This window comes from Elusimicrobiota bacterium (genome assembly GCA_016721625.1).
Lineage (GTDB): Bacteria > Elusimicrobiota > Elusimicrobia > FEN-1173 > FEN-1173 > JADKHR01.
Genome location: JADKHR010000001.1, coordinates 601,827 through 622,592 on the forward strand (window position 1 = coordinate 601,827; position 20,766 = coordinate 622,592).

Here is a 20,766-nt window from a genome sequence, read left to right on the forward strand (position 1 = left end):
CGGGCCCCGCCCTCAGTCACAGGCACCCGAACTCTCCCTTCCTACAAACCGGGACGATGCCTGACGGCAATGCCGGTCAGTTAAGTTTTGATTTGTTGCCCCATTCATGGGGCACTTTTAAAATCAGTTCATTCGTTTCTTTGCCGTCAAAATCGCCCAATAAATTGGGCAACTACGCTTAACGGACCGGCATTGGGCTAAGCCCCTATCAGCTCCATCGGGAAGGTTTTAACCTTTTCCCAGGCGTGATTTTCATGGGCCACGTGCCATAGGTCGAAGTTCATCTGAAGGTTTGTCCACAGCTCCGGGGACGTCTTAAACGCCTTTGACAAGCGGAGGGCCATGTCAACAGTCACTGGAGCTCGTTCATTGATAATGGCCGAAACGGTTTTACGGGACACCCCGAGGTCTTCGGAAACCTCCGTCACGGTTAGGCGGAGGGGTTCCAGGTAATGCCTGCTTAGAATCGCGCCCGGATGGGTGGGCGGTCGTTTTCTTTCGATCATAGTACCCCCTAGTGATAATCCTCAAGGTTGATGGAGGAGGCGTCGCCGTTCTCAAATTGGAAGGTGACTCGCCAATTCCCCGTCACCTTCACCGCCCAAGAACCTTTCTTGTTACCTTTCAAAGGATGCAACCCCGCCCCCGGATAGTTCATATCCTGAATGGCCACCGCCGCGTCCAGGCGGTCGAGAATATCCGTCAGTTTTTGGGCCAGAACGGGCGGAATCCCCCTTTTTGACCCGTCATTGAACAAGCGTTCAAGCCCTTTATGGTCGAAGCTCTCAATCACGGCCTAATTGTAACCTAATACGTTACGTTTGTCAAGAGCCTCGCCGAGGACTTCGGCCATGACGACGCCGTTGGGGGTGCGGATGTCGACGATGAGGCCGGGTTTGGCGGCTTCGGAGCGGAGGAGGGCCAGGCCCAGGGGGCCGTGGAGGGCGGGCGAACGGGCGACGCTGGTCAGACGGCCCACGTCGGCGCCTTCCCAGAAAACGGGCATGCCGGGCGGGACGGGGTTCAACAGTTTTAGACGAACGAGGTGACGGCGGGGTTTGCCTTTGTTCATCAGCCGGGCGATGACCTCCTGGCCCAGGTAACAGCCTTTGTTCGGATGCACGGCGGAGGCGAGGTTGGCCTCCATGGGGAAAACGGTTTCGTCCACGTCCAACCCCAGGCGCGGGACGCCCCCTTCCACGCGCCAGGCCTCGAGCTCGTCGGGTGAAAAGAGGGCGGCCCCGGCATCGAAAAGGCGGTGGACGGTTTCGGAGGTTTTGGCGGGTTCGACCAGCAAGGCGAAGCCGGGCAGGCCCCACAAGCGATCGCCCACGGCGATCGTATCCGGGAAGTTCGCCTGAACCAAGGAATCCGCGGCGCGGGGGCCCAGGACGGCCAGGGCGTTCCATTGGGCGGAAAGGTCTTCCATACGGGTTTCGCTCACGGCGAGATATTTTTCCAGGGCTATTTTGAGCGGCGGCAGAGCGTCGGGCGGGCAGAGGCCGAGGAAATCATCCGCCCTTCGAAAGAGGAAAAAGTGGGAGACCAGTTTTCCCTCGGCCGTCAACAGGCAGGCGTGAATTCCCCGGCCCACCGCCATAGACCGGACATCGTTGGTGAGAAGACCGTTTAATGTTTCAGCGGCGTCGGGCCCGCTGAAACGCAGGAGGCCGAGCGCCACGGGGCCCACCGCGCACCCGGTTTTCGCCGCCTCGTATCCGGTGGTGGGGGTTTGGGGCATGGAACGGTCAGTAGCCGACGAGTCTTAAGAAATCCGCCAAGCGTGCGGCGGAGAGGAAGCGGTTCTCTCTTTTTTCATTCGCCAGGGTGCCGGTGGTGCCTTTGGCCGAATAGTTGTGGCCGGGGTAGAGAACCGTGGTGGGCGGAAGTTGGCCGATCACGCGATTTAAGCTGTCAAATAAATCGGTGGGGTTGGAGCCCGGGAGATCGCAACGGCCGCAAGCGCCCAGAAAAAGAGTGTCGCCGGATAAAAGCTGTTCGTTGACCAAAAAACATTGGGAGCCCGGCGTGTGGCCGGGCGTGTGAAGAAAGGTGATGGACGTGTTCCCCATGGTCAGCTTATCTCCGGATTGGACGGGTTTGACGTGGTCCTTCGGCAAATCCAAAAAGAGACCCCTTGGGGCGCCTTTGTCCAGATACTCGAGTTCTTTGGGATGGACGTAAATCGGCACGTTCCGTTTAGCCAACAGTTCTTCAACGGCGTTGCAGTGGTCGTAGTGGCCGTGGGTTAGAAGAGCCCCTTCCACCGTATACCCGTCTTTTTCGGCCTGGGCCCAGGCGCGGTCGATTTCCCAAGCGGGATCCACCACGACGCATTTTTTGAGCTCGGTATCCCCCACAAGATACACGAAGTTTTCCATGGGGCCCAACTGCATTTGGCGGAGATAGAGGCTCATATCCCCTTCATCATATCAAAATGGTCCGTGTAACCTGGACGCCGATGCCTGAGATGGCGCGACGCGGGATCGGGGCATCAGCGGACGCCGGCTTTGGTGAAAAGGGTTTTTAGGGGGATGCGGCCGGTGTAGCACAGGGCTTTGATACCCAGGCGTTTGGCGGCGCGAACGAATTCGGGGCGATCATCGACGTAAACCATGTCCTTAAAATCAAAACCTGTTTTTTGGACAAGAGTTTAAAAATGCGGGGATTCGGTTTCATGCATTTGAGCAAATGGGAAGCCAGGGGCCAACGGGCGGACTGGAGAGCGGGGTAGGTTCGGAGGAGGTAACGCCAATGGATGCCGCTGGTGTTGGACAAAAGGGCGGTGGAATGCGTTTTCGAAAGACGAATCAACAGGCGGAGGTTTTCGGGAATGGGCGTAAAAATATCCCGGAACGCGGCGCAAAAGGCCGCGTAGCCCATGGCCAGCCCGGCGGGGCGGGCCGCGCGCCGGAAAAATTCCGGCCCGGCAACTCGGCCTTTCTCCAAATCGAGCCCGAGCCGCGTTTCCCAGAGGGCGCGGACCAGAACCGGCCCGGCGCCGGGCTCGATCCGATCGAAATTTTCTCCGGCGCGTTCCTGACTGAAACGCAGGAGAACGTTGCCGATGTCGAAAACGATCAGGGGTTTGTCGCTCAAAGGATGGGCCACGGAAAGCGGATTATATCATCTGGAGGGGGCCTGGATTTGGTAGAATGCTTCCGTCCATGAAACCAGTTTTAGCTCACGAATCGCGGGTGGCGGTTTGGTCGGAACGCCTTAAAACCTACGCTCGGTTCCTCAAACTTGAACACACGCTTTTTTCTCTCCCCATCCTTTTTTCGGGCAGTTTGTTGGCCCATGAGGGGTTGCCCGGTTGGCGAATATCGGCCTTGATCCTTTTGGCCGGCGCGGGGGCCCGAACCCTGGCCCTGGCCCTGAACCGGTTGATCGACGTGCGGGTGGACGCCAAAAACCCCCGGACGGCGAACCGGGAATTGGTGACCGGGGCGCTGAGCGTATTCGACGCCGTCCTGGTGGCCCTGCTGGGTCTGGCCGTGTATCTATGGGCCGCGAAAGCCATCAACAGTTTCTGCCTTCTCTGGAGCTGGGTGCCGGTCCTTTTCTTTGTGGTTTACCCCATGCTCAAACGGTTTACCTGGCTCTGTCATTTCGGGTTGGGTCTCACCTGGGCCCTGGCGCCGCTGGGCGGATGGTTTGCGATCCGTCCAGGTTTCGAGGGAAGCTGGCCCGCCTGGATCCTAGGCCTCTTCAGCGTTTTTTGGCTCTCCGGGTTCGACATCATTTACGCGGTGATGGACGAGGAATTTGACCGGAGAGAGGGGTTGTTTTCCCTCCCGGCTCGGTTCGGCCGGCGACGAGCCCTGCGGGTTTCCGGCGTTTTGCACGTGCTCGCGTTTCTTACGTTGACAGGGCTCTTCTTCTTCACCCTGCATGGGGCCAACGCCGCGTTCCTCTGCTTGAGCGCGGGAACCCTGTTGTTGTTTGAACATCTCGTGGTGGACCACGTGGACCTGGCGTTTTTCAAGATCAACGTGGTCACGGGGTTCGTGGTTTTCGCCATGGTTTTTGTGGGCCTTCGGCCGGAATTTTAGGAGGAACTTATGCGCATTGTGCTTGGAATGACGGGAGCGTCGGGATCCATTTTCGCGGTGGAGTTTTTGCGGCGGTTGTCGGGAGAAGATTCCTATTTGATCCTGTCCCGCTGGGGCCGGTCCGTCCTGCATCAAGAAACCGGCCTGACGGCGGAGAACCTGTCCACCTTCACGAAACGCATTTTCTCCAATGACGACATGAACTCGCCCCTGGCCTCGGGCTCGAACCCCTTCGACGCGTTGGTGATCCTGCCCTGCTCCGTCACCACCCTGGCCAAAATCGCCCACGGAATCGGGGACAACCTGATCACCCGTTGCGCGGCGGTGGCGCTGAAAGAACGGCGCAAACTGATCGTCTGTGTTAGGGAAACGCCCCTTTCCACCATCGACCTTGAAAATGCCCACAAGCTCTCACTGGCGGGCGCCATGATCATGCCGGTGTGTCCCCCCTTCTACCAAAAGCCCCAATCCTTGCCCGACCTGATCAACGGCTACGTGGACAAGGTCCGCGGCGCCGTGGGGTTGGCGGTGGAGGCGGGGTGGCGGGCCAAGGAACTGGAATAGCCTCCGACCATTCGAATCAACCCTTCCGTGAAAATCCCCAACGACCTGCCGGATTTTATTCGTTTATTGGAAAGGTCCGGTGAATTGAAACGGGTTCGGGTGGAAGTCGACCCGGCCCTGGAGATCACGGAAATCGCGACCCGGGTGGTGAAGGCCGGGGGACCGGCGCTGTACTTTGAGAAGATCAAAGGGTCGCCCTATCCGGTCGTCATCAATTTGTTCGGCTCCGAGCGGCGGATGGAAATGGTTTTTGGCCGGCCCCCCGCCGCCATCGGGGAAGAGTTGCGCCTCGCCGCCGAGGACCTTTTTCCCCCGGCCCCCAGCTCCCTCTGGCGCCACCGCTCGCTATTGATGCGGGCGTCCAAAATGTCGCCCCGTCAGGTCGCCCGAGGGCCCGCGACGGAAGTCACCGAGGCACCGGATCTGGACGCCTGGCCCCTCCTCACCTGCTGGCCCGAAGACGGCGGCCGCTTTTTCACACTTCCCCTGGTGATCACCCAAAACCCCGCCCGGAAACAGAACGTCGGGATGTACCGCCTGCAGGCCTTCGACAAAACCACCACGGGCATGCACATGCAAATCGAACGGGGCGGCGGGGCCCATTACGCGGAGTGGGAAGCCCGCGGAGAAGCCATGCCCACCGCCGTGGCCCTGGGCGGAGATCCCGTGACCATCCTCAGTTCGGTTCTCCCCCTTCCGGAAAACATGGACGAGTTCGCCTTCGCGGGTTTCTTGCGGGGCGAGGCCGTCCCCCTCCTCCGCCTCTCCAACGGCGTTTTGGCGCCGGCCAATGCCGAGTTCATTCTGGAAGGGTTCATTCCCCCAAAAGAACGCCGGACGGAGGGCCCTTTCGGGGACCACTTCGGCCACTACAGCCACGCGGCGCCCTACCCGGTCTTCCACGTTCAAAAAGTCCATCGACGGAAGAACCCGATCTACCCCGCCACCGTGGTAGGCAAACCGCCCCAAGAAGACAAGTTCATGGGGAACGCCATCAACGAAATGCTGATCCCGCTCTTAAAAACCATGCGGCCGGAACTGAAAGATTTGTGGACGTACCAAGAAGCGGGGTTCCACAACCTAGCGGTGGCCGCCGTGAAACAACGCTACGCCAAGGAAGCGGTGAAAACCGCCTTGGGGCTCATGGGCCAAGGCCAGATGTCTTTGACCAAATGCGTGGTGCTGGTGGACCCCGGCGTGAACGTGAAAAGTTTCAACGAGGTATTGGACGCGGTGCGGAAGAACTTCCGGCTGGAAGAGGATTTCATCCTCCTTCCCGGCACCGCCCAAGACACCCTCGACTTCACCAGTTTCAAAATGAACCTCGGAAGCAAAATGATTTTGGACGCCACGACTGTCGGAAAAAAGCCAACGGAGCGAAAACCTGTTTCTTCCGCTGGCCCCTCCCCCGATGGAAACATTCTTCAATCCCGCCTTTTGCGGGACGCCCTCCTGGTGGTTCAGATGCAAGGTCCCGGGAGGCCGGTGATCGAGCGTCTGGTAAGAGACCCCGCCCTTTCTGGGTTTCCTTTGATCGCGGCCGTGAGCGCCGATGTTCCCTTGGACGACGAAGAGCTTTTGATCTGGGGCCTGTTCACCCGCTTTGATTGCGCGCGGGACCTCGTGCCCGGCTCGGCCCGGCTCGACGGCGCCTGGCCCAAAATGAGCGGCCCCCTGGGCATCGACGCCACATGGAAACCCGGATACCCGAACCCGCTGGTCATGGACCCTTCCGTCGTCGAAAAGGTCACCCAACGTTGGGGAAGCTATGGGCTTTGACCGGAGCGGGCCGAACGATGACAGGGGCCGTGGAATGAGGGGCCGATGATCTTCACCGACGAACGGCTTCCGATTCTTTGGGAAAAGGTCCAGCGGGGGAACCGGCTGGACCTGGAGGACGGGCGGGTTCTTTTCGCCAGTCCGGACCTTTTGGGCGTCGGGTGGATGGCGGACCAGGTGCGAAAAAAACGCCATGGTCAGAGAGCGACGTTTGTGTTTAACCGCCAAATCAATCCCACCAACATTTGTGTTTTATCTTGCAAGTTTTGCGATTATGCGACGAAAGAGGGCAAGCCCAACGCCTACGTCCTTTCGGAAAAGGACATTTTGGACCGGCTTTCGCCGGAACTGCGCGAGGTTCACATTGTGGGCGGGCTTTACAACAAATGGGGTTTTGAGGATTATTTGAACGTCCTCCGGGTGATTCGCCGGGCCTATCCGCACATTCAGCTCAAGGCCTACACGGCGGTGGAAATTGATTATTTCGCCCGTAAGGAGAAGATTTCCATCCACGAGGTTTTACAGCGCTTGAAAGACGAAGGCTTGGTGTGTCTTCCGGGCGGGGGCGCGGAGGTGTTCAGCGAACGGATTCGGAAAGCCCTTTTCCCCTTCAAGATCGGGTGGGCCAAATGGTCGGAGGTTCATCGCACGGCCCACCAGCTCGGGATCCGATCCAACGCCACCCTGCTCTACGGCCACATGGAAACCATCGACGAGAGACTGGACCACATGTTCAAACTGAGGGCGCTCCAGGACGAAACCGGCGGTTTTCTTTCCTTCATCCCCCTGGCGTTTCAGCCGGGCCAAACGGGAATCGTGGACCGGCCCACCTCGTCCATCGACGATTTAAAAACCGTGGCCGTGTCGCGCCTGCTCTTGGATAATTTCGACCACATCAAATCTTATTGGGTGACCGTGGGCGAGGAAACCTGTTCCATGGCGCTCCGCTTCGGCGCGGACGATGTGGACGGGACGATTTTGGAGGAGCGCATCATGCACGCGGCCAAGGCCGAGACGCCCGTGGGAATGGCGCGGGACCGGCTGGTGCGGATTATTCGGGAGGCGGGGTGCGTGCCGGTGGAGCGGGACGCGCTCTACGGGGTGGTTCGGGTGTTTGAGGGAGAGGCGCAGAAGATGGCCGCCGTATGAATTACCTTTACCCGGTGCGGGTGGGAGAGTTGTCGTTTACGAACACGGTGCCCTTTCGGTTGGCGGGGCGTTGGTATCCGATGCCCTGTTCGTCGCCTCGGCTGTTGGCCCAATGGGCGGAGGAGGACCGGATCGACGCGGGCGTGATCCCGGTCGTGGACGCTTGGCGGTTGGAAGATCGCTTTGATCCGTTAGGGGCCTTCGGGATCGCGGTCAAACGGCGGGCGAGAAGCGTGCTTTTGTTTTCGAAACGGCCCTGGGAGGAATTGGAGGGGGCGATTATCGGCGTGACGGACCAAACGTCCACGTCCGTTCAGCTTTTGAAACTGCTCATGGAAGTGCGGGACGGGTTTTCCGTCGGCTTCCGGGACGGATTTCACCCCTCCGACGAAGCCCGCCTGGTGATCGGCGACAACGCCTTGGCGCCGGACGCCGAACTCGCCGACAAATTCCCCTATATCGCCGACCTCGCCGAGGAATGGCATGCCTGGCACGGAAGCCCCTTCGTTTTCGCCCGCTGGGTGGTGAGGAAGACGGTGCCGCCCTACCTGAGGGAAGAGCTGATGGATTCCTTGGAAGATGCCCTGGATCATTTCAAGTTGAATCAGCAAAACCTTTGCCGCCAGTCGGCACGGTTTCTCAAAATCCCGGCCCGGCAGGTTTTGGAATATTTGAACGGGTTCGTTTACCGGTTGGGGCCGGCGGAAGAGGAAGCGGAAACACTGTTCCGCGCCCTGGTGATCGGCCGGAAACGGCGAACGTGCTGTTGAGATGAACCCCGCCTGGGAAACCATCGAACGGAAAGCCGCCGCCGGGGAACGGCTGAATTCAGCAGAGGGGCGGTTCCTTCTGACGGAGGAGGCTCCGCTCTTGGAACTGGGGGCCCTGGCTCATACGGTGCGAGCGAAAAAAACCGATCCGCGACGAGTGACGTTCGTGGTGGATTCCAACCCCAACTACACCAACATTTGCGACACGGACTGTCTCTTTTGCGCCTTCTATCGCCGGCCAAAAGACACGGACGCCTACGCCCTGACCGTGGACCAGGTCATGGAAAAGGTCGCCAACGCCGTGAGCCAAGGGGCGACCACCATTTTGCTCCAGGGCGGGCACAACCGGGACTATCCCCTTTCCTATTACACGGACCTCGTCCGTGAAATGCGGCGCCGGTTCCCCCAGGTCACGCCCCACTGTTTCACCGCTTCAGAGGTCCAAACCATGGCCCAGGTGGCGGGGATCCCCATGGAGGAGGTCCTTAAAGCCCTTTGGGAAGCCGGGCAACGAACACTGCCCGGAGGCGGGGCGGAAGTCCTATCGGACCGCGTGCGAAAAAAATTGGCCCCAAAAAAAGGCGGCGCGGACCAGTGGATGGACGTGCACCGCGCCGCCCATGCCGTGGGGTTCAAAAGCACCGCCACGATGATGTACGGCCACGTGGAAACCGTGGAGGACCTCGTGGAACACTGGGACCGCATCCGGTCGCTTCAGGACGAAACCGGCGGGTTCACCGCTTTCATCCCTTGGAGCTTCAAACCCCAAAACACCGTGATGGAACGCCGCCACCCTTCCCGCACCGGGCCCGTTCCCTACCTCCGGATGCTGGCGGCCTCCCGGGTCTATTTGGACAATTTCGACCACGTTCAGGCTTCTTGGTTTTCAGAAGGGAAGAAAGCGGGAGAGGTGTCGCTCCATTTCGGGGCGGACGATTTCGGCGGGACGCTGATCGATGAAAACGTCCACGCGGCGGCGGGATTTGTGAACAAAGCCTCCACCGAAGAGGTGGTCCGGCTGATTCGGGAATCCGGTTTTATCCCCGTGCAGAGGACCACGCTTTATGAACCGATCCACGTCTTCGGAGAAAAAAATTGAACGAGTCCCCCCTTCCCTACGAATCCATGGTGTTCGTCTGCACCCATCAACGCGGGCCCGGGGAACGAGTGGCCTGCGCCAACGCGGGACGGGCCGGACAAACCGTTTTGGATGAACTTAAGAAAGGGGTTTTGGCCCGGGGATGGGAAGGGCGCGTGCGCGTCTGCAAGTCGGGGTGTCAGGACAAATGCGAAGAGGGGCCCAACGTGATGGTGGTTCACAAAGACGGATTTCCGGAATGGCGCCGGAACGTGGGGCCGGAAGACGCCGCGGCCATCCTGGATGGGTTGGCTCCAACAAAAGGCTCGACTCTCCCAACCCCTCTTTGACGGCGCCCTCTCCCTCCAGAGGGAGAGGGAAACCGCAGAAAAACCAAACCTGGATTTAGGCTTCCACGGGTTCCGGGGGCGCGGGCGCTTTGGGGGCGACGGGAACGGCCTGGTAGGGGCTCCGGGCGACGTTCCGGGTGAGGGAGGCGACCTCCAGCGGGCCGCGCGGGAGTTCCAGATCGTCGGGGAGCACGACTACATTGTTGATCAGTTGGGCGCCCACCACGCCTTCGTAGGCTTGGCGGAGCATCCAACCGGCGGCGCCGGTGTAGCCATGCCAAATCATGCGGCCTTGATCGAAGGTGGTCAGCATGTCGGCGGACTGTTTGTTGGGCTGGCCGCCATAGACCTCGATTTCGCTGGGCGACAGATGGGACAGCGGAGAAATTTTCATCCAGAGGCGCAGGGCCGTTTGACGGTATTCCTTGGCTTTGGAACGGTCTTTGTCCAGTTCGGCCCGTTCCGCCAAAAGCCGGGCGGCGCGCACCAGCCACTGGACACCGTGGCAATACATCCCGTTTTCCCGAACCCCTTCCGGGTAATGGCTCGACCGGCCGAGATAGGGTTTCGTGTCTTCCCGGAGGGCGGGCCACCCGAGTAAAATCACGTTATCCTTCTCCAACACTTTCAGCGCGGTTTGGAACACGATGCGGTTCCGGTCTGGGTTTATGCCGGCATAAACGGCCCAGGCGGCCGTCAGGGCGTCGATTTCCCAGACGCCGCTGTCTTTTAAACCAATCTCGGTGCCGTCGTCGTGGATGGCGCGCAGGTAGCGGTCGTCCCGCCAGGTGTGTTCCAGGGCGGCTTCCAACTCGTGCAAGCGATGGAGGTAATGTTCCTTCCGCTCCCGACCTTCCTTCGTTTCGATGAGGTCCGCCATGTTCTTAATGATGTAGTACAAAAAGAACCCCAGCCACACGCTCTCGCCCCGGCCCTCGCTTCCGATTTCGTCCAGACCGTCGTTCCAGTCCCCGGTTCCAATCAAGGGAAGGCCGTGGGCGCCCATGCGTTTATCGAGCACGAGATCGATGGCTTTCATGCAGTGGCGGTAAAGCGTGTCTTCCACGGTGGAGCGGAGGTAGATCGTTCCCCAACCGTGTTTGTTTTTGGGGAGAGGCAGGAAAGGGTTCTCCGCTTTCAAATACGAGGTCCGCTCGTCCAGAATAGAGGCGTCGCCCGTCATCCGCACGTATTCGGCGGCGCCCCAGGCCAGCCAGAGAAGGTTGTCGGAGGCGTGGGAACGGTTGGAAAAAGCGGTCCGGCCGTCGTGGAGCGTGTGGAACCAATGGACCACGTCCCCCTCGATAAATTGCTGGGACGCGTGGAGCAGGATTTGTTTCCGCGCGAAGGCCGGGTCCACCCAGGCCAGGTTCACGGAATCTTGCAGTTGGTCCCGGAAACCGAAGGCGCCGCTGGTTTGATAAAAACCGCGCCGGGCCCAAAGACGTTCGGCCACGGCCTGGTATTTGAGCCAGTTATGGAACTGGTCGAATTCCGGCTGGTTGGTTTCCACCCGCACGGTGGACATGAGGCCCCTCCACCAACGACGGGTTTCCTCCAGGCTGGTTTTGGCGGCGTCGACACTTTTGTATTTGCGAATGATTTCTCCCGCCTGGGTCCGGTGATCGGCTTGCCCGAGCACGATGACGATGGTCCGTTCGCCGTGAGCGGGGAGATCCAAGGTTCCCAAAAACCCCGCGACGGGGCGTTCGTCGGACACCTGGGACTCGTCCGCCGCGCCGGTTTCCACCAGATACGGGTGGCTGACGCCTCGGCCCGTGCCCAGGAAACGGCCGCGTTTGGTTTCCCGAAGGTCCGAGGGGAGGGACATGGAAGCGAAGGCCGGGCCCGACCGGAAGGCGTTCCCGGGGTTTTGGAAGAAGAGCGCGTTCAGCTCGTCGTCCTGGTGGATCTGGAGGGAGGGCCGGCGCGGTTCCCCCTGGCCCGCCAGGGCGATTTGGAAATAGGGCGCCACCCGGAGGCGGCGGGGCTGGGCGGATTTGTTTTTCACCGTCAAGAGATAGACCCCCGTGGGCTCCTGGGGCGGCACGAAGACGGTCAGCTCGGTGGCCAAGGTCCCCCGCGACATTTTGAAATGCGCGGTGCCGTCCACGCTGAACTCGCACTCGTGGGCGGCGTTGGGGTCGTTTAGGGGTGGTGCGTGGGGAATACCATTCCTTTTGATCGGCATCGAAAAGGTAAATGGCTTCCCCGGGGACCTCCCGGGTCACGGTGTCGGGCCAGTCCGGCGTGACGGGGTTTTGCTGGGAGTTGCCGTTGGCGGTGGTGTGCAGGCCGCGGTTGGTCACCATCACGTAATGGCCGACGCCGTTCGACAGCGCGTGGTCGTAGGGCCGCGGGGTGAAGGGGGTGCGGACCGCCAAGGTGTTGCCCCCGTCTTCGTATTCGAAGTAGGGGAGCGGCGTGCCGGGAAGGATCTCGCCGTGCCCGATCAGAGGGACTTTCGCTTTTTTCTTTTTCCGTTTGTCGGCGACGGATTTGCCGGCTTGGGGGTGGAGGAGATTTTCAATGAGTTCCAGGGCGTGGTCCCGGTTCTTGGCCGACCCCAGGAGGAATTTGAGCGTGCGGGAGGCTTTGGGTTCCACGCGCACGGCCAAGGACAGGGTCCCGATGGGGTCGAAGGTGGGCGCGGGGGCGGTGTCTTTGGGTTCCAGAAAATCCAAGGTTTCCAAAAGACGGGGAGACCACAGGCTCCGGGCCCGGCCGATGAAATCCATGCGAGAGGTGTGGAACCCTTCCGTCGGAATGTCCGCGGCCAGGAACCCCGTGGACTTATTTTTCTTTTGGTTGACGACAATGGCGTTGGCCCGCGCCACGTATTCCATTTCCGGGAACAGCCGGCCGTACTGGGTGTGGCCTCGGTCCGAATCCGGGCGGTCCAGCACCCATTCCAGGTAGGGGACCAGTTTCAGGTCTTTGGCTTCGTCGCCCAAATTTTCCAGCGTCACCGTCCAGAGTTCCGCCGGGCTCCCGCGGTCGGGAAGCGTGATCTGAAGCGTCGTGCGGACGCCGTGGTGGGTCGTCACCACCCAGAGGGAATCGGCCCCTTTCTCCACGTGGGCGGGGGCGGCGACCTCGGTCGGAAAGTTGCCGAACACGGGCCAGCGGCGGGCCGGGTTTTCGGGCGATTCGGCCGCGTTCACCAGGAAAAGCGCCCGTCCCGCGGGGTCCAACCGGTCGTAGGACCTTCGGCTCAGGTCGTAACCGGACCGAACCAGTTCGCTGTGCCCGCCCCCATCCGCCAGAACGGACACTTTGTATTCCGGGTTGGACAATTCGAAGGAAACGGGCCGGCGGCGGGCCCCCCGTTTCAAAAACGCGCGCACAGTGGCGGAGAGGGCGCTCATCAATAAAACCCCCGCCACAAAAAGGCCCGCCAAGTGGTGCCATTCCAAAGACAGGACGGCCTGGGTCAGACCGCCGCCCGCAGAAGCGTTTTGGATTTCGATGGATTTGGCCCAGGCGAAATCCCAGTTTTCCCCCCGCGGGAGGTAGAAGGGGATCAGGAGCGGGGCCCAGGTGGTGAAACGTTTGACTCCTTCCGGCAAATAGCGTTGGGCGGCGGAAGGACCGATGAAACGGGCGATCTTTTCGTCCAGCTTGTCCATGCCGAGGAAGCTCAGGTTGACGAGGGTGGCCACCCGCAGGCCCATGTGGTCCAGCCAAATCAGGATACGAAGAAAGTCAAAGGCCAGCAGGGACACGAACACGCCCAAACTCCAGGCCTGGAAATCCACGGGGCTCAGCGTGAGGCTTTTCCAGCTAGCGATGAGAGTGCGGATCGCCCCGTCTTGGTTGTACCAAGTGGCTTGGCCCATCAGGCGGAGACCCGTGTTGATGATGGGCGACATCCAAAGTCCCCACCGCATCACGTGGATCAGGTTCACGCCCAGTTCCACCGCGCCGGCCTGGGAGAAGAAATGGCGGATAGGCGCTTTATCCCGCTGGAAATAGGCCGTCATGAACACGCGGTTCACCGCGAATAGCGGTGCGGCGATGGACCAGGTGATGAGCCCGGCCAAGGCTTCATTGAAGAACAATTTGACCCCGCCGGTGTAGGACCCCAGGTCCACCCGGCCCCATTTGCTGAGGAGGGAATAAATCGTGTAGTTCGAAGCCTCCAAACCGGAACTCGTGTAGGCGCGGAATTTTTCGACGATCACGGGCACTTGGGCCCCGTCCATATAGAAAGCCCCCAGGGCGCCGATCAACCCGCCGATGAGCCCGTCCACCAAGTAAACCTTGCCGGACTGAATCCGGCCTTTCCGACGGAGGGCGTTGGCGCCGTCGCAGAAAAGGCTGACCCCCGAGGACGCCAGCAGGCCCACCAGAAACCCGTAGGTCGAACGGTCCCCGGAACCCGTTTGAATGAAATCGCTCCCCAACCCAAACCCGAACCCCGCCCCGGCCACCGCCCCGCGCAGGTAGAGCGTGGTTTGGCCGTAACTGTAGCGGAGCCGCAGGAAGAAGGGCATGCTTCCGTCGAAACTTTCAATGATGGTTTTAAGAAGCGGGAAAAGCAGGGCCCCCGCCAGTGCGCCCGAAAGGAGAGGCGTGGCCGTCAAAAAGGTTTTAGCCGACGGACTGTCCACGACGATTTTGATGCCGTAAAGGAAACCCATGAACAGACCGCTGTAGGCCAGGCCTTTGCGGAGGCCCGTGGACCCGTGCCGTTCCAGAGCGTCGCCGGTGGGAGCGTAGCCGTGCAGACCGTCCAAAATCATTCCGGTAATGAAATAGGCTTCCACCCAAAGGCCGGCCTGGGAGACCATGGCCGAAACAATGGCCGCGAGGACGCCCAGGGAAGGGGGCAAAGCCGCCACGGCGGCGCCGGACCCCCCGTTCGCCACCGAAGGAGAGAGCACAACGCCGAGGGAAACCAGCGACACAAACCCGTGGGCCTTAAGGCCGCGCAGAAAGGTTCCTTTGGCGGCCAACCCGATGGCGTTGGCCACCACCTCGTTAAAAAGGAACACCACGATCAAGCGCCCCAAGAGTTCGCGTCCCGCCGCCCAGCCTTGCCAATCGCTGGACAACAGAGCGCCGCTCAGGGATTGAAGAAGCGACGGGTTCTCCAGCAGGAGAAGGCCCCCGAACAGAAAGGGGGTTCCCACGATCAACGCCCCGGTGATCGCCCGGAGATGTTTGCCCGACCGGGCCAGGGCCGCCCCGTTGGCCACGTGGTAGACGAGACAAGCCAGGGACATGGTGATGGACGATTTCATCAACAGTTGGTGCCAGCTCGTGGGCGCCTGCCAAATGACTTGGGTGCTGGCCGTGGCGGCTAAAATTCCGGTGAGGATGAAATTCTGAAAGACTTCCCCCCCCGTGAGATGTTTTTTCGTTTGCGTGAACTTGAGGAGTTCGGCGATCAAAACCCCCGCCGCCCCAGCAAAACCCCCACGTGGGCCACCCGGAGCGACGGAGCCGCGCCGAACACATAAACGGCCAGGGACGTGGCGCCGATCAGGACGGCGGCCAATCCGTTCAAGGCGTCGGATCGAAGGCGAGAAAGGGCGTTTCCTCGGCTTCTTCCAAAACCGGGGCCGCGGCGGTTTCCTCGCGCCGGAACATCCGCCGCCAAGCCTTCCCCACCCCGCCGGTAAAGAGGGAAAGACCTAAACCGACGAGGAGAACCCACAAAAGCCGTTTCGGCCCGGACACCGGCGACTCTTTTTTAGGGAACGTTCCTTGAATAAATTCCAGGTCCAGGCCCACGGTGCCGGCCCGGTCCCCGCCCACGGGATGGAGAACGAACACCGCCTCTTTCAACCGGCCCACCGCGGACCAATCGATGGCTTCCCGCGTTTCCGTCCACCCGTCCCCTAACGAAAGCGGGATCTGTTGGACCTTGTCGCCCTTCAGTTCCAAGGACAGGTCGATTCCGGCCACCCGCAGGTCTTTAGGAACGTTCACGGCCACCCGCACGCCGTTCACCACCTCCCGGGTCAAGTCCACCGGGAAATCCTTCATCCAAATCCCCGCCGCCGACCCCTTGGGCGTCTTGTAGTTAAAGGAAAGAACTTCTCTTTTCAGGGAGTCGTCCAGGCGCGTTTCAATGAGGCCATCGGACCCCAGAATATTGAACACCCCCCGGGCACCCGCCAAAGTGAATGGGTAGGTTTTAGGGCCGGCCGCCACCAAGGGGCCCGGTTCAGGAACCGCGGGCGGAGGAACCACACCCTTCGGGAAATCGTCCTTGGAAAATTCCAGATTGAACCCGAGCGTGGAGGAAACGAGGCTTGACTTCGGACCCGGCTGGACCACGAACACGGCCTCTTTGAACTCGCCGATCGTCGCCCAGTCCACGGGTTCCCGCACCACGTTCCAACCAGACCCCAGGGGCACGGGGATGCGTTGAATTTCTTTTTGGGTTCCCTTAATTTCCAGCGCCACGGACAACCGCCCCAGCGCGGACCGCGGAACGCGGACCCCCACCGTGACCCCATGAATGGCGGCGGGGACGAGGGCCGGATAGTCTTTCGTCCACAGCCCCACCAGGGACCCGGCGGGAACGGAAAAGGAGAGGGTCGGGATTTCTTTCCGAACGGTTTCGTCGAACACGGACCCCACCGCCACTTGGGCGGGCCCCGTGTTGAACGGACCCCGGGCCCGGGCGTCTTCCAAAGCCACGGTGCCGGGCGCCGCTTTCTTCGTTTCGGGAAGTTTAACGAAAACCAAATCCGCCAGGAGGGTTCCTTTCCGAAGGCCCCCCACGGGGGTGAGGACCCACGGCTTCCTGAAGCGAGCCAACGCGGGCCCAGTCGATGCGGTGGGGAACGGGAGCCCACTCCGATTGGACGGGAACGGGGATTTTTTGGGTATCTTTGGAGCCTTTGATTTCCAGGGAAACCGCGACTTGTTTCGATTGCAGGTCCGTGCCCAACAAGGCGACCTTGACCCCGTTCACGGTCCCCGCGCTCCATTCGGCGGGGAAGTTTTTGGTCCAGACCCCCACGGCGCTACCGGCCGGGGCGGCGTAATCGAACTTCAACACGTCGCGGCGGAGAGCTCCCTCCGGAACCACGGCGACTTTCCCATCCGCTCCTTTCATGGTGAAAATGCCCTTGGCGCCCGCCTGGGTCAGCCCGAACCCGCTCGCCGCGGGCGCGGCCGCCCGCGGGGCCAAACCAAAGGCCGCATCGAACCACAGCGTTCCCCGCCGGGCTCCGCCCACGGGCGACACCACGAACACCGCCTCGGCGAAGTCGCCGATCCGGGCCCAGTCCAGGACCGCTTCGCTCGCGGACCAACCGGCCTTCAGCGGCACGGGGATCCGCTGGCCCCCCTTGTCCCCTTTGACTTCAAAAACAACCGTGACGTTGGCGGGATTTCCGTCGTTGGTTTTGACCGAGATCGTGACGAAATTCGCCGTCGCGGCGCCCAGGTCCCCGTATCCCTTGCTCCACACGCCGACCACCGAACTTTCGGGGGCGTCGAAATCCAGCTGAAGAACGTTTCGTTTAAGCCCGGCGTCGGGCGCCAGGGACAATTTCCCGCGGGATTCCCCGATATTAAAAACGCCGCGCGAGGCGGAGTCCAACAGCGTCCGGGGGCGGTCCCCCGCGCGCAACGGAAAGAGACCCGCGGCGATGAAGAAAAGGACGAAAAAAGTTTTTTTTGAAACCACCATGGTCATTCTCCCTCACAAGAGTTGAGCGATAAATTGAGACGACTTACCAGGTCTTCATCGGTTCAATTTCAGGAACCCTGCCACCCGGACAATCGGTCGTTCCCTCCCCTTCCCAAGGGGAGGGTCCGGGAGGGGTCTCGTTTCAGCCGTGTTCCGGACCGTCACGGTTAACACCTCCCCATTCCCCCTCCGGGTGAAGGAGGGGGAAAAAAACGGCCCCCCCTTCTCCACGCGGCTATCGAAAAGAACGTTCGGGGCAAAATGCAATGCCGGGAAGTTGAGCGTAGTTGCCCGATTTATCGGGCGATCTCCGCTCCGCTCGAGCACAAGCCGCCCCCTGAATGGGGCCAGGACTAGCCCGAATAATTCAGTTGCCCACGGTTCGGCGCAGAGCGCCGAACACCGGAGGCGGCAGAGCCGCTGAACGGGATTCGACGTAAAATCTGACCCTTTTTACTTCACAAAAAAGTTCGACCGTAGTCCCAGCTACGCTCTCACTTTTTTGTTTCGTAAAAAGAGCCATCTTTTCCGTCTCGGTCCTCGCGTGCAACTGAATTATCCGGGTTAGGCATCCTGCACGGCCCGGCGTCGAGGCTAAATATTAACAATTTTTCTCCGGGTTATGAGAAATTCGTGTTTGTAAACAAACCGCAAAAAAAACCCTGGCAAAAACGGGGTTCAGGGGCTAGACTGGATTGAAGGGATGCGGGGGAAAGGAGGGGTTTATGAAACTTCGCCACGAAGGTTCAGCCCGACCCGAAGGGCCGGTTCGATCGGGAATGCGGGAGTCGCGGATCGCTCGACGGATTTTGGGATCCAGCATGATTGAAGTGGTCTTGTTCATGTTTGTCGTTTCCGTTATTTTCCTCGTGGGCGTGCAGGTGTTCCGCGGGGTGGGCATGGGCGTGGCGACTTCCAAAAACAAGACCCTCGCCGCCAACCAGGCTCAAAGCCACCTGGCAACGCTGGTGGCCACAGGATACGGCGAGATTTCAGCCAGTTCAGTCACCGCCGCCGTCCCCGGACTAACACCGGCCAAATACTACGACACCATCCAATATCCCCCCACCAGCACCAAGGTCGGCGCGGCCACGTTCACCCGCTACACCCTGGTCGAGAAAATGTCCCACGGGTCCAATGGCCAGCTGACCGCCCTGGCCGCCTCGGCCGCCGACGAGGGCTTGAAACGGATCACCGAACTGATCACCTGGCGGGACGGAAAAGATTTGCGTTCCGTGGAATTGAAAAACATCGTGGAATCCCCCCGGACCGACATCCGCCTCTGCGAGTTCCGGGGGGTCGTGAAAAGCACGAACAACGTGCCCCTGTCGGGCGCTTCGGTGATGGGTTCCTATTCCGACCAGCGGGCTTTCGCGCCCACCGACAACACGGGGGCCTATACGATCCAGGTTCCCTCGGGCACCTATGTCGTCACGGCTTCCTATCCCGGGTACGAACCCCGGACGATAACCGGGCTGAACCTGTCATTCCTCACCAGCCCGGTCACGGTGGACTTTTCGCTCAACCGCAGTCCCACGGGCGTGGTCCAAGGCTCTGTGTGGACCAACCCGAGCCTCGTCATCAGCCAGGTGGTGGCGTCCACGGTGAACTCGTCCGGCTTTTCACAAGAATACGTGGAGGTCTATAACCCCACCACCTGGACCTGGACCATGCCGGGAAACGTGGGGCTCATGTATCAACGACATGTGTCAGACGACCCTGTGGCGCTCCCCATCAGCATTAACTATTTAAGCAACTTCTTCGAAAACCGCAAATTTTATTTGTTCGCCAACACGAGTCCCGTGGTGGTGGCGGGGATATCGAAAATCCCCGACGCGGTGTGGGACACCTCGGTGGGAAACCCCAACTACACGAATTTCCCCATGTTTGCGGCCAACAAAAACATCATACCGACACAGGAGGATGGTTCAGGATCCAAACCGGGCGTCGGCGGTGTGGGCCTCTGCCAGGCCCCCTGCGTGGCCGGGGGACCCACCAAATGGGACCGGGTGGGCTGGGGAAGCGGCGGGGATGACCCCACCATCGTTGAGGGCATCCGCATTGAAGGCAGACCCTCACCAGGGACCTCCTATAGTCGGATATCCAGCACCTCGGGGGTGAGCAACGTGGACGGTCCCGCCTACGATATGGATGACAATTCGGCGGATTTCGTGGTATCCACCTTCGTGGCCGCCCCGCCGCGCAATATGTTAACAGCGGACACGATGCCCCGGACGGGGGTTCCCCCCACCGGGGCCTATGTGTGGACCAACGACCCTTTGGGTTACCCTACGCCGGCGGGCACGGTTTGGTGGATCAGCGGATCCGCGTCCCGGAAAACCTCGCAATTCACCCTCACCGTCACCACCGCGCCCCAAATGGTGGCGGTCAGCGCCGGCGCATTCGGAAAATCCTACGACCCGAGTTCCTTCATTAGCCCCACCAGCACGGGCCCCACGACAATCAACGTTTCAGCGCGGGAAACCAACCGTTGGGCCATACTTCAAGGCACGGTGAAGGACAACTTGGGATTCCCCATCGCCGGGCTCCCCGTGGTGGAGGGAATGCCCTCTGCGCCGGGCCCCACGGACATGACCGGTCTAAAACTGACCCGAGCCGACGGAACGATCACCGTTGGAACCATGGACGCCGGATTCCGCGCCACCATCAATCAAGGGGCGGCCATCAACCGCAAATATGCGTCCTCCCAGTTTATCCCGGTGGGTTGCAGTGTGGGAGCCGTGTGCGCCCCCCCCCTCGTCCTTTTGCCTTGCCAAGCGACGGTGCGAGGACAAACACTCACATCCGGGGGGTCTCCTCTTTCCGGCCAATCTGTGATTATAAATCCGGGGAACAAAAGTGTCATTTCGGATTCCAACGGGTATTACAACGCTACGGTTACGGAAGGGGTCAACACCTTGACGTCCTATGCGCCTATCGGATATATCCCGCCAAATGACCAAAGCGTTACCGTTCAAGCCACCGATGCGGGGGCGACCCTCGCCGCGCCGCCGTTGGTATTCACGAGCGACGTCCGAACCATGACCGGAAAGGTCACACGCGGCGGCGTCCCTCTAAAAACAGGCGCGATCGTCATCCTGAATAAGAATAGCATTCTGCCGGCTGTTTGGGCCCCCGGATATGCCCCTGATCTCGGTAGCATGCACGAATATTCTGCCACCCGATCCGAAACCGATGGGACCTACCAACTAAATCTTAAAGTGAATTCATGGGCACTGGATAAAGGAAACCTGTATGCGTACGAAACCCATGTCGAAAACGGAAGCGTTGTCACCAACCGAACCGTCGTATCGGGCATTAACATCAGCTCGAATTCAGTCCCGACGGTCGACCTGAATTTTTAGGG

17 protein-coding genes are annotated in these 20,766 nt (G+C 60.5%); 8 read left to right on the forward strand and 9 right to left on the reverse strand.

Annotated elements, in window-relative coordinates; all coding sequences use genetic code 11:
- Positions 1–197 precede the first annotated feature (197 nt).
- From IPP35_02540 to IPP35_02560, 5 genes are all read right to left on the reverse strand, one after another.
- The gene (locus tag IPP35_02540) at positions 198–506 is read right to left on the reverse strand and encodes a HigA family addiction module antidote protein (protein MBL0058001.1); all 309 of its coding nucleotides are present in this window, start codon (positions 504–506) and stop codon (positions 198–200) included.
- 8 nt (positions 507–514) lie between these two features.
- A complete protein-coding gene (locus IPP35_02545) occupies positions 515–793 on the reverse strand; it encodes a type II toxin-antitoxin system RelE/ParE family toxin (GenBank protein ID MBL0058002.1) in 279 nt (92 codons plus the stop codon).
- A 3-nt stretch (positions 794–796) separates the two neighbouring features.
- Positions 797–1,741, reverse strand: coding sequence for a folate-binding protein YgfZ (locus tag IPP35_02550; protein MBL0058003.1), 945 nt, complete (start codon positions 1,739–1,741; stop codon positions 797–799).
- Positions 1,742–1,748: 7 nt separating this feature from the next.
- Entirely contained in the window at positions 1,749–2,417 is a 669-nt protein-coding gene (locus IPP35_02555) for an MBL fold metallo-hydrolase (protein MBL0058004.1), read from the reverse strand.
- A gap of 109 nt (positions 2,418–2,526) precedes the next feature.
- Positions 2,527–3,099: a hypothetical protein gene (locus tag IPP35_02560; GenBank protein MBL0058005.1), complete on the reverse strand. Its 573-nt coding sequence runs from the start codon at positions 3,097–3,099 to the stop codon at positions 2,527–2,529.
- Positions 3,100–3,167: 68 nt separating this feature from the next.
- On the opposite strand from IPP35_02560, the gene IPP35_02565 reads away from it, so the two are divergent.
- The 7 genes from IPP35_02565 to IPP35_02595 are packed head-to-tail and all read left to right on the forward strand — an operon-like array spanning position 3,168 to position 9,745.
- A complete protein-coding gene (locus IPP35_02565; GenBank protein MBL0058006.1) occupies positions 3,168–4,055 on the forward strand; it encodes a UbiA family prenyltransferase in 888 nt (295 codons plus the stop codon).
- Positions 4,056–4,064: 9 nt separating this feature from the next.
- Entirely contained in the window at positions 4,065–4,619 is a 555-nt protein-coding gene (locus tag IPP35_02570) for a UbiX family flavin prenyltransferase (GenBank protein ID MBL0058007.1), read from the forward strand.
- Positions 4,620–4,646: 27 nt separating this feature from the next.
- Complete coding sequence (locus IPP35_02575; GenBank protein MBL0058008.1) at positions 4,647–6,398, forward strand: menaquinone biosynthesis decarboxylase; 1,752 nt, start codon at positions 4,647–4,649, stop codon at positions 6,396–6,398.
- Between the two features lie 45 nt (positions 6,399–6,443).
- The gene (locus tag IPP35_02580) at positions 6,444–7,547 is read left to right on the forward strand and encodes a CofH family radical SAM protein (GenBank protein ID MBL0058009.1); all 1,104 of its coding nucleotides are present in this window, start codon (positions 6,444–6,446) and stop codon (positions 7,545–7,547) included.
- The gene (locus IPP35_02585; protein MBL0058010.1) at positions 7,544–8,317 is read left to right on the forward strand and encodes a menaquinone biosynthesis protein; all 774 of its coding nucleotides are present in this window, start codon (positions 7,544–7,546) and stop codon (positions 8,315–8,317) included. Before IPP35_02580 ends, IPP35_02585 begins: the two co-directional genes overlap by 4 nt.
- A gap of 1 nt (position 8,318) precedes the next feature.
- On the forward strand, positions 8,319–9,416 hold the full coding sequence (gene mqnC / locus IPP35_02590; GenBank protein MBL0058011.1) for a dehypoxanthine futalosine cyclase: 1,098 nt from the start codon (positions 8,319–8,321) through the stop codon (positions 9,414–9,416).
- Positions 9,413–9,745, forward strand: a complete 333-nt coding sequence (locus tag IPP35_02595) for a (2Fe-2S) ferredoxin domain-containing protein (protein ID MBL0058012.1) — start codon at positions 9,413–9,415, stop codon at positions 9,743–9,745. The genes mqnC and IPP35_02595 overlap by 4 nt, the downstream gene beginning before the upstream one ends.
- A 55-nt stretch (positions 9,746–9,800) precedes the next feature.
- On the opposite strand, the gene IPP35_02600 is transcribed toward IPP35_02595, so the two are convergent.
- From IPP35_02600 to IPP35_02615, 4 genes are all read right to left on the reverse strand, one after another.
- Positions 9,801–11,273 carry a hypothetical protein gene (locus tag IPP35_02600; protein MBL0058013.1) on the reverse strand — a complete coding sequence of 491 codons (1,473 nt, stop codon included), beginning with the start codon at positions 11,271–11,273 and terminating at the stop codon, positions 9,801–9,803.
- On the reverse strand, positions 11,221–15,141 hold the full coding sequence (locus IPP35_02605; GenBank protein MBL0058014.1) for a hypothetical protein: 3,921 nt from the start codon (positions 15,139–15,141) through the stop codon (positions 11,221–11,223). Before IPP35_02605 ends, IPP35_02600 begins: the two co-directional genes overlap by 53 nt.
- A gap of 112 nt (positions 15,142–15,253) precedes the next feature.
- Positions 15,254–16,519 carry a hypothetical protein gene (locus IPP35_02610; protein ID MBL0058015.1) on the reverse strand — a complete coding sequence of 422 codons (1,266 nt, stop codon included), beginning with the start codon at positions 16,517–16,519 and terminating at the stop codon, positions 15,254–15,256.
- Complete coding sequence (locus IPP35_02615; protein MBL0058016.1) at positions 16,434–17,399, reverse strand: hypothetical protein; 966 nt, start codon at positions 17,397–17,399, stop codon at positions 16,434–16,436. Before IPP35_02615 ends, IPP35_02610 begins: the two co-directional genes overlap by 86 nt.
- Positions 17,400–18,124: 725 nt before the next feature.
- Between IPP35_02615 and IPP35_02620 the strand changes: the two genes are divergently transcribed.
- Positions 18,125–20,764: a carboxypeptidase regulatory-like domain-containing protein gene (locus tag IPP35_02620; GenBank protein MBL0058017.1), complete on the forward strand. Its 2,640-nt coding sequence runs from the start codon at positions 18,125–18,127 to the stop codon at positions 20,762–20,764.
- The last annotated feature ends 2 nt before the right edge of the window (positions 20,765–20,766 follow it).